This window comes from Pseudomonas sp. GL93, assembly GCF_003408955.1.
GTDB lineage: Bacteria > Pseudomonadota > Gammaproteobacteria > Pseudomonadales > Pseudomonadaceae > Aquipseudomonas > Aquipseudomonas paracarnis.
Window position 1 is genome coordinate 1 of sequence record NZ_NKRF01000109.1, and the last position, 1,166, is coordinate 1,166.

Sequence of the window (1,166 nt, forward strand, 5' to 3'; positions counted from 1 at the left end):
AAAGGCGCCACCGCCCGCCACGCCACCGAAGCCAACATGGACCGCCTCGACGGTGCCGGCGCCGCTGCCGCCGTGGAAGCCCGCGCCGTCACTGCCAACGACTCCGCCGCCATCGTGCGCGCCAAGGCCGCCCTGGACAAACTCGACGTCGCCGAAGGCCTCGCCGAACTCGAAGGCGCCTCCGCCCGCGTCGCCGTTGACGAAAAGCGCATGATCAACTGCCGCGCCGACCTCAACCAACTCGTGCCGTTCAAGTACGACTGGGCCTGGCAGAAGTACCTCGACGGCTGCGCCAACCACTGGATGCCGCAAGAGGTCAACATGACCGCCGACATCGCGCTGTGGAAAAACCCCGAAGGCCTGACCGACGACGAACGTCGCATCGTCATGCGCAACCTGGGCTTCTTCTCCACCGCCGACTCCCTGGTGGCCAACAACCTGGTGCTGGCCGTGTACCGCCTGATCACCAACCCGGAGTGCCGCCAGTACATCCTGCGCCAGGCCTTCGAAGAAGCGATCCACACTCACGCCTACCAGTACTGCATCGAATCGCTGGCCATGGATGAAGGCGAGATCTTCAACATGTACCACGAGATTCCATCGGTCGCCAAAAAGGCAGCCTGGGGCCTGAAGTACACCCGTTCGATCTCCGATCCGAAGTTCGAAACCGGCACCGTCGACACCGACAAAGAGCTGCTGCGCAACCTGGTCGCCTACTACTGCGTACTGGAAGGCATCTTCTTCTACTGCGGCTTCACCCAGATCCTGTCCATGGGCCGCCGCAACAAAATGACCGGCGTGGCCGAACAGTTCCAGTACATCCTGCGCGACGAGTCGATGCACCTGAACTTCGGTATCGACGTGATCAACCAGATCAAAATCGAAAACCCGCACCTGTGGGATGCCGAGATGAAGGAAGAAGCGACCCAGATGATTCTGCAGGGTACGCAGCTGGAGATCGAATACGCTCGCGACACCATGCCGCGCGGTGTTCTCGGCATGAACGCGGCGATGATGGAGGATTACCTCAAGTTCATCGCTAACCGTCGCCTGTCGCAGATCGGCTTGAAGGAAGAGTACCCAGGCACCACCAACCCGTTCCCGTGGATGAGCGAGATCATGGACTTGAAGAAAGAGAAAAACTTCTTCGAGACCCGTGTGATCGA

1 protein-coding gene is annotated in these 1,166 nt (G+C 60.5%); it reads left to right on the plus strand.

All coding sequences use genetic code 11. The annotated features are described in order from the left end of the window. Positions 1-36: 36 nt before the first annotated feature. Positions 37-1,166, plus strand: a 1,130-nt coding sequence (locus CER19_RS23905) for a ribonucleotide-diphosphate reductase subunit beta (RefSeq protein ID WP_178088125.1), incomplete at its 3' end; no start/stop codon positions are given.